This is a genomic window from Borrelia persica No12 (assembly GCF_000500045.1).
Taxonomy (GTDB): domain Bacteria; phylum Spirochaetota; class Spirochaetia; order Borreliales; family Borreliaceae; genus Borrelia; species Borrelia persica.
In genome coordinates this window covers 1-8,431 of the sequence record NZ_AYOT01000017.1, presented here as the reverse complement: position 1 = coordinate 8,431, position 8,431 = coordinate 1, and the positions used below count along the sequence as shown (strand labels likewise).

Here is an 8,431-nt window from a genome sequence, read left to right as displayed (position 1 = left end):
GGAATTAGAGGAATAAAAGATAAAGAAGAAATTAGAGGGGGTAGTGGGAAGATGAAGACGATTATCAAGAGATGTTTGCTTATTATTATGATTTTGGGAGTTATGGGATGTGGACAACAAGGAGAGAAACCAGGAGGGAAAAGTTTAAGTGAAGTACTAATGGAAGTTGGAAGAAGTACTGAGAATGCTTTTTACGCATTTATAGAGTTAGTCTCAGATGTTTTAGGCTTTACTGCAAAAGCATCTACAACTAAGCAACAGGTAGGAGATTATTTTAACAGACTAGGTGATAAGCTTGGAACAGCATCAGGAGAGTTAGAAGAGGTAGCAGTAAAATCAGAAAAAGGTGTTGATAAAAATGATGTATCAAAAAATCTAATTAGAGATGCGGTTGATGTTGCTAAGACTACTTTAAATACATTAAAAGATCATTTAGAATCCCTAGGAACGGTAGGTGATGCTAAGCCGGTAGGTGATGCAGGAAGTGATGCGACAGGGGCAGCAACAAATGAAGGTGAGTTAAAGAAAGCTCTTAAAGCATTGAAAGGAATAGTGGAAATAGCAAAAGGTGCAGGTGTTGCAGAACCGACTGTAGGGACTGTGGCATTAAATGGAACTGGAGTAGATAATAAAGAGGGAGCTAGGATATTAGCTACAGATAATAAAGCAGCATCAGCAACAGATGCAGGTAAAGCATCATTAATACTGTCAGCAGTAAGTGGAGAAGAAATATTAGCATCAATAATTAAATCTGAAGAGGGTGATTCGGCATTAGGAGGATCGGCTCCAAATGAAAATACAACTGCAGTGTCATTTGCCAAAGGAGGTAATGTGGCTAACTTAGCAAATGCAAGTACTCCGAAAGCAGCAGCAGTAGCAGGAGGAATTGCATTGCGTTCATTGGTTAAGGATGGTAAACTAGCATCAGGAGCAGCAGATAATAATGCGGGAGGAAAACAAGACGTACAAGGTGTAGGAGTAACTTCAATAAATAAATTGTTAAGGGCAGTAGAAGATATAATTAATAAAACGGTTAAGCATGTGCTTGGAACAGCGAAACAGAAAATAGATGAAGCAAGAGGTCCACAAGTATCGTCTTTAGAATCAAGTAAGAAGTAATAAGACGGATAGTTTTTTTGATTATTTAGGAATGAGATAGAAGGCAAGCTTAGATATGTTTCTAAATTGCCTTTTTTTGTTAAGTTGAAAATCAGAATTTATAAATTTAATGAAGAAAAGAAAAAAAGTAAGAGAGATGATAATAATGGCTTTATTTTTATTAAAATCAATACAAAGAAAGAGGGGGTAGGAGGATATTTTAGCAGTTTAGGTAGTGAAAAATAAAAGTCAGTAATAAGTAAAGAGATAGTTTAGATTTTTACTTTAAAGAAATCATTTAAAGAAAATACTTCTTTTGTTCTTTATGAGGAAACAGAGAAGATGTTTTCTTCTTGAATTAGGTTATGTACTATAGATAGTGACATTACGAATACTATCTATAAGTATGATTATATGTGTTATAAATTTATATTTAAAAAAAGAATTTTAGCTTGCTTTTATTTAAATTTTATTTTATGGCAGCTAAATATAACTTTTAAGCTTTATGCGCACTTGGTATTTTCATAATTAATCAATTTAAAAATAAACAGTAATATACTGAAATCCCTGTTAAGCAATATACTTGTTAACATTGTATACCATAAATAAGAAATATTCAATAAATATGATCCTAGAATATTGATATGAATTGTACTAATCGATATTAATCTATATTTTTTTATAATTTTAGTGATTGACTAAGGCAGTATTAAAATTATAACCGAACAATATTAAGATAAAAAAGAGTTTAAATTGAAAAAATAATAGTTATAATAGTGTAAAAATACACCATGTCTTTTTTTATAGAAAATGGTTCATAAGTAAATAATTTTAGAGTAAGAATGTAGAAAAAAAGAAATAATTTTTATTAAAATATTTTGTATTTTGGACAAAGTGATATATATTATTAATTAATAACCATTATTATAAAATAACAATGGTTATTAATTTTAAGAAGGAGAATATTTGTGAGAAAAAATTTATTTATATTATTAATTTTAGGATTAATGTCTTGTAATTTAGATTCTAAATTATTGGATATTAAGGATAATAAAGGAATAGTCGAAGATTCTTAAAAGATGATGTTGTAAGTAGTTTTCAAGGTGATGAACCAATACAAGAGGATGTTGTTAATAAAGTTTCTGTTAAAAAAGTATTAGTAAGAGGAGATTCTGTAATAAGAGATGAGAAAGAGGAATTAATATATCTGCCCTTATAAATGATATTGATAATGTTATGGGATTAATAAATCAAGATAAGGCTGAAGTTGAAGATGCAAGTCAATATGGTATGAAGGATGAAGTGTTTAAATTAGTGTTAAATGAGGTTAATGATAAGACATTAGATCTAAGGAAGCAAGAAGATTATTTTATTCCTCTTTGTTATATAATAAAGAGAGAATAAAAGATTTTGCAGAAATTCTTAAAAAGATAGAATCGGATAATGCAAATAGGGGTACATGGATTGAAGATATGATGAATGTTATAGTAGGATGTCTTCAATTTAGTTTTGAAAGAGTAGTTGATAAATTAGAAGAGAATAGAGATAAACTTAATAAATTAAGTCTTGTTGATTTAAGAGAAATTAAATCAAAGCTTGAGGAAATTCAATTACAGAAATTAAGTTGGAGGAAAGCTGTAAATAGTCTTGTTGTATCTTATAAAGCTAAGACAGATGGAATTGATTCTGACAGTAAGAAATTGATAGAGCATATTGAGAAAAAATATAAAGATCTGATTACAGTTAAAATTCGTGGAATGAAAGCAGTATCTGATAGGATTATAGGTATTTTAGATACAATTAAGTGATTATTATAATAATTAAATACAAAGTAAGATAGATTAATGATATGTCTATCTTACTATATGTTGTTATTTTAGAGAATATTAGTGTTGTCTTTTAAATTCTTTTATACAAAAGAATTTAGTCATAAGGTGCCTTATTAAAATTTTTTTTTACAGAAAGTGATTCATTGTTTTATTTTTTTCTGTTATTACAATATTTATTGCATTTTCAATATTCGGATTATTATTCATTTTTTGTTGCGTGCCTTCTAAAAATCTTCTGCTCCAGCTTTCCTTTGATTCTCATGAATGAGTATATAGTATAGATTTTGAAAGAAAAATATCCAACACTCCTCATTTTTTGCAAATATATCATAAGCTTTTTATTAAAATTTACAATTTCTTCTATAGTCTGTGGTGTTTCAATAATAGCAAGAGTTATATATAAACTGCCTATTGATAAATAAGAATAAAGAATAAGTTAATAAGTTGATAATGGTGATGATTGAATAAAAAAAGGTAAGCATTTATACTAATAACAAATTATATATATAATTTGTTATTAGTATAAATGCTTACCTTTTTTTATTCAATCATCACCATTATCAACTTATTAACTTATTCTTTATTCTTATTTATCAATAGGCAGTTTATATATAACTCTTGCTATTATTGAAACACCACAGACTATAGAAGAAATTGTAAATTTTAATAAAAAGCTTATGATATATTTGCAAAAAATGAGGAGTGTTGGATATTTTTCTTTCAAAATCTATACTATATACTCATTCATGAGAATCAAAGGAAAGCTGGAGCAGAAGATTTTTAGAAGGCACGCAACAAAAAATGAATAATAATCCGAATATTGAAAATGCAATAAATATTGTAATAACAGAAAAAAATAAAACAATGAATCACTTTCTGTAAAAAAAAATTTTAATAAGGCACCTTATGACTAAATTCTTTTGTATAAAAGAATTTAAAAGACAACACTAATATTCTCTAAAATAACAACATATAGTAAGATAGACATATCATTAATCTATCTTACTTTGTATTTAATTATTATAATAATCACTTAATTGTATCTAAAATACCTATAATCCTATCAGATACTGCTTTCATTCCACGAATTTTAACTGTAATCAGATCTTTATATTTTTTCTCAATATGCTCTATCAATTTCTTACTGTCAGAATCAATTCCATCTGTCTTAGCTTTATAAGATACAACAAGACTATTTACAGCTTTCCTCCAACTTAATTTCTGTAATTGAATTTCCTCAAGCTTTGATTTAATTTCTCTTAAATCAACAAGACTTAATTTATTAAGTTTATCTCTATTCTCTTCTAATTTATCAACTACTCTTTCAAAACTAAATTGAAGACATCCTACTATAACATTCATCATATCTTCAATCCATGTACCCCTATTTGCATTATCCGATTCTATCTTTTTAAGAATTTCTGCAAAATCTTTTATTCTCTCTTTATTATATAACAAAGAGGAATAAAATAATCTTCTTGCTTCCTTAGATCTAATGTCTTATCATTAACCTCATTTAACACTAATTTAAACACTTCATCCTTCATACCATATTGACTTGCATCTTCAACTTCAGCCTTATCTTGATTTATTAATCCCATAACATTATCAATATCATTTATAAGGGCAGATATATTAATTCCTCTTTCTCATCTCTTATTACAGAATCTCCTCTTACTAATACTTTTTTAACAGAAACTTTATTAACAACATCCTCTTGTATTGGTTCATCACCTTGAAAACTACTTACAACATCATCTTTTAAGAATCTTCGACTATTCCTTTATTATCCTTAATATCCAATAATTTAGAATCTAAATTACAAGACATTAATCCTAAAATTAATAATATAAATAAATTTTTTCTCACAAATATTCTCCTTCTTAAAATTAATAACCATTGTTATTTTATAATAATGGTTATTAATTAATAATATATATCACTTTGTCCAAAATACAAAATATTTTAATAAAAATTATTTCTTTTTTTCTACATTCTTACTCTAAAATTATTTACTTATGAACCATTTTCTATAAAAAAAGACATGGTGTATTTTTACACTATTATAACTATTATTTTTTCAATTTAAACTCTTTTTTATCTTAATATTGTTCGGTTATAATTTTAATACTGCCTTAGTCAATCACTAAAATTATAAAAAAATATAGATTAATATCGATTAGTACAATTCATATCAATATTCTAGGATCATATTTATTGAATATTTCTTATTTATGGTATACAATGTTAACAAGTATATTGCTTAACAGGGATTTCAGTATATTACTGTTTATTTTTAAATTGATTAATTATGAAAATACCAAGTGCGCATAAAGCTTAAAAGTTATATTTAGCTGCCATAAAATAAAATTTAAATAAAAGCAAGCTAAAATTCTTTTTTTAAATATAAATTTATAACACATATAATCATACTTATAGATAGTATTCGTAATGTCACTATCTATAGTACATAACCTAATTCAAGAAGAAAACATCTTCTCTGTTTCCTCATAAAGAACAAAAGAAGTATTTTCTTTAAATGATTTCTTTAAAGTAAAAATCTAAACTATCTCTTTACTTATTACTGACTTTTATTTTTCACTACCTAAACTGCTAAAATATCCTCCTACCCCCTCTTTCTTTGTATTGATTTTAATAAAAATAAAGCCATTATTATCATCTCTCTTACTTTTTTTCTTTTCTTCATTAAATTTATAAATTCTGATTTTCAACTTAACAAAAAAAGGCAATTTAGAAACATATCTAAGCTTGCCTTCTATCTCATTCCTAAATAATCAAAAAAACTATCCGTCTTATTACTTCTTACTTGATTCTAAAGACGATACTTGTGGACCTCTTGCTTCATCTATTTTCTGTTTCGCTGTTCCAAGCACATGCTTAACCGTTTTATTAATTATATCTTCTACTGCCCTTAACAATTTATTTATTGAAGTTACTCCTACACCTTGTACGTCTTGTTTTCCTCCCGCATTATTATCTGCTGCTCCTGATGCTAGTTTACCATCCTTAACCAATGAACGCAATGCAATTCCTCCTGCTACTGCTGCTGCTTTCGGAGTACTTGCATTTGCTAAGTTAGCCACATTACCTCCTTTGGCAAATGACACTGCAGTTGTATTTTCATTTGGAGCCGATCCTCCTAATGCCGAATCACCCTCTTCAGATTTAATTATTGATGCTAATATTTCTTCTCCACTTACTGCTGACAGTATTAATGATGCTTTACCTGCATCTGTTGCTGATGCTGCTTTATTATCTGTAGCTAATATCCTAGCTCCCTCTTTATTATCTACTCCAGTTCCATTTAATGCCACAGTCCCTACAGTCGGTTCTGCAACACCTGCACCTTTTGCTATTTCCACTATTCCTTTCAATGCTTTAAGAGCTTTCTTTAACTCACCTTCATTTGTTGCTGCCCCTGTCGCATCACTTCCTGCATCACCTACCGGCTTAGCATCACCTACCGTTCCTAGGGATTCTAAATGATCTTTTAATGTATTTAAAGTAGTCTTAGCAACATCAACCGCATCTCTAATTAGATTTTTTGATACATCATTTTTATCAACACCTTTTTCTGATTTTACTGCTACCTCTTCTAACTCTCCTGATGCTGTTCCAAGCTTATCACCTAGTCTGTTAAAATAATCTCCTACCTGTTGCTTAGTTGTAGATGCTTTTGCAGTAAAGCCTAAAACATCTGAGACTAACTCTATAAATGCGTAAAAAGCATTCTCAGTACTTCTTCCAACTTCCATTAGTACTTCACTTAAACTTTTCCCTCCTGGTTTCTCTCCTTGTTGTCCACATCCCATAACTCCCAAAATCATAATAATAAGCAAACATCTCTTGATAATCGTCTTCATCTTCCCACTACCCCCTCTAATTTCTTCTTTATCTTTTATTCCTCTAATTCCACTCATCATAATTTTCCCTCCTTAATCAACTCTTTATTCCCCCCAATCTTTAAATCCTCTTATTTAAAGCTCCCTTCTCTTCCCTTTCCTCTCTAATCTTATCTTACTTCTAAAAAGAATACATACTTCCTTCTCTTCTTTTTAACTTCTCTTTTTTTTCTTCTTTTAACTTCCCTTCCTTCTTTTATGATTCCTTTCTTCTCTTTTCTAAAACTTTACTCCAACAGAAAAAACGAAAAAAAATGAATAAATGATAGACACACATGATAAATGAATGTCGAATAAAAAATATAAAAGAAATATATTAAATCACTTAATTTATGACTTCAAAAAGAATAAGAGAAGTATTTTCCTTAAATAACTTTTTTATTTTACTAATTTTTACCTATAATTATTTATTATTGTCCACTAATTACTACTTCTACTGTCTTATCTTCTTGCTTCAATGCAGCCAATATTTCATTTAGCCTTCAAAACAATTTCAATAATTTTTTAATTTCTTTAACTAAAAAGTTAACACTTTCCATATTAGCAGCTTTGACATCAACATTTTTAACAGCATTTCCTATAAAATCACTACCACTAGCACCAGAAACCGCAGTTTTTTTCCTTCTTGCAATCTTATCGATAGTTGTGATAAAAGCAGCAACCTTTTATTTTATCTTTTCATAATTCCCATTCTTCTCTAAAATCTCATTCAATTTTGCTTTCGTTGTTTCCATAGTACCAGCAGCAATATCACTAAAATACTCCTATCCCTCTTCCTTCTCCCAAAGCAAGAACAAAAATGAAATAAAAATGAAATGTACCTATCAAACAAACACACGATAAATATTTAACAAGACGCCAACACTATAACAACATTAAATCCTAATTCATCCCCAATTGCATTACCAAAAATGCCAAAACCTCATAAATACCTTCTACTATCCTAACCAATTACTCTAAAAAATTATTCCTCTTCTTTACTGCTAAAAGTACCCACTTCCACAAAATATCAATAATAATCAATTCATAATTATTATCTCTATTCTTTCTTTTCTTCATTGCTTCTTGCCTCCTGATTTTTCTCTTCTAAAAGTAACAAAACAGTTAATAAACTTTTAATAAGAGAAAAACAAAAGCTAGTAAAACTAATATCCTAGATTTTTTCTTTTAATCATAATTAGAAAAAGGTTAGCTAAACAAGGTTTTCAATGGTTACTGAACTATATTTACACCATATTTATGGTACTAAAACAAAATACAAAAAAAGAAAAACTACTCACTCCCATAAATAGAGAGTAGTGCAATGTTTTCCTTTATTAACTTTATTTTTTAGTTTAAGGATTTATTTAGTAGCAGTAGTTTGAGTAATACCAACTTCTGAAGTATTAGTTCCAACAGCATCAAAATATTTTATTCCCTTAACAGCTTCTCTCACTTTCTCTAGATTATCCGTAAATTTATATAAAACCAAAGGCCCCCTTAATAAGAAAGCCTTTTTTATTTCTATGACTTTATTACTGTGTATTAATTAATTTACTGATCTTATTCAAGATTATTTTTTATCAGAACTAGATACAGTCT

7 protein-coding genes and 1 pseudogene are annotated in these 8,431 nt (G+C 28.3%); 3 read left to right on the top strand and 5 right to left on the bottom strand.

The window, feature by feature from the left end; all coding sequences use genetic code 11:
* Positions 1 to 51: 51 nt before the first annotated feature.
* The 3 genes from U881_RS0100335 (at position 52) to U881_RS13110 (ending at position 2,906) form a co-directional block, all read left to right on the top strand.
* Complete coding sequence (locus U881_RS0100335) at positions 52 to 1,119, top strand: variable large family protein (protein WP_038362969.1); 1,068 nt, start codon at positions 52 to 54, stop codon at positions 1,117 to 1,119.
* Between the two features lie 1,215 nt (positions 1,120 to 2,334).
* Positions 2,335 to 2,502 (top strand): hypothetical protein, encoded by a 168-nt coding sequence (locus U881_RS13115; protein WP_235048100.1) that lies wholly within the window; start codon positions 2,335 to 2,337, stop codon positions 2,500 to 2,502.
* Positions 2,478 to 2,906, top strand: a complete 429-nt coding sequence (locus tag U881_RS13110; protein WP_024652895.1) for a complement regulator-acquiring protein — start codon at positions 2,478 to 2,480, stop codon at positions 2,904 to 2,906. Before U881_RS13115 ends, U881_RS13110 begins: the two co-directional genes overlap by 25 nt.
* A 1,050-nt stretch (positions 2,907 to 3,956) precedes the next feature.
* On the opposite strand, the gene U881_RS13105 is transcribed toward U881_RS13110, so the two are convergent.
* The 5 genes and pseudogenes from U881_RS13105 to U881_RS13455 all read right to left on the bottom strand — a co-directional run bounded on the left by U881_RS13105 (position 3,957) and on the right by U881_RS13455 (position 8,321).
* Entirely contained in the window at positions 3,957 to 4,385 is a 429-nt protein-coding gene (locus tag U881_RS13105) for a complement regulator-acquiring protein (RefSeq protein ID WP_024652895.1), read from the bottom strand.
* On the bottom strand, positions 4,361 to 4,528 hold the full coding sequence (locus U881_RS13100; protein ID WP_235048100.1) for a hypothetical protein: 168 nt from the start codon (positions 4,526 to 4,528) through the stop codon (positions 4,361 to 4,363). Before U881_RS13100 ends, U881_RS13105 begins: the two co-directional genes overlap by 25 nt.
* 1,215 nt (positions 4,529 to 5,743) lie before the next feature.
* Positions 5,744 to 6,811 (bottom strand): variable large family protein, encoded by a 1,068-nt coding sequence (locus tag U881_RS0100290; protein WP_038362969.1) that lies wholly within the window; start codon positions 6,809 to 6,811, stop codon positions 5,744 to 5,746.
* A gap of 533 nt (positions 6,812 to 7,344) precedes the next feature.
* Positions 7,345 to 7,611, bottom strand: a pseudogene (locus U881_RS13620) (variable large family protein); the annotation flags it as partial.
* A 581-nt stretch (positions 7,612 to 8,192) separates the two neighbouring features.
* Positions 8,193 to 8,321 (bottom strand): hypothetical protein, encoded by a 129-nt coding sequence (locus U881_RS13455; protein WP_268744138.1) that lies wholly within the window; start codon positions 8,319 to 8,321, stop codon positions 8,193 to 8,195.
* Positions 8,322 to 8,431: the final 110 nt, after the last annotated feature.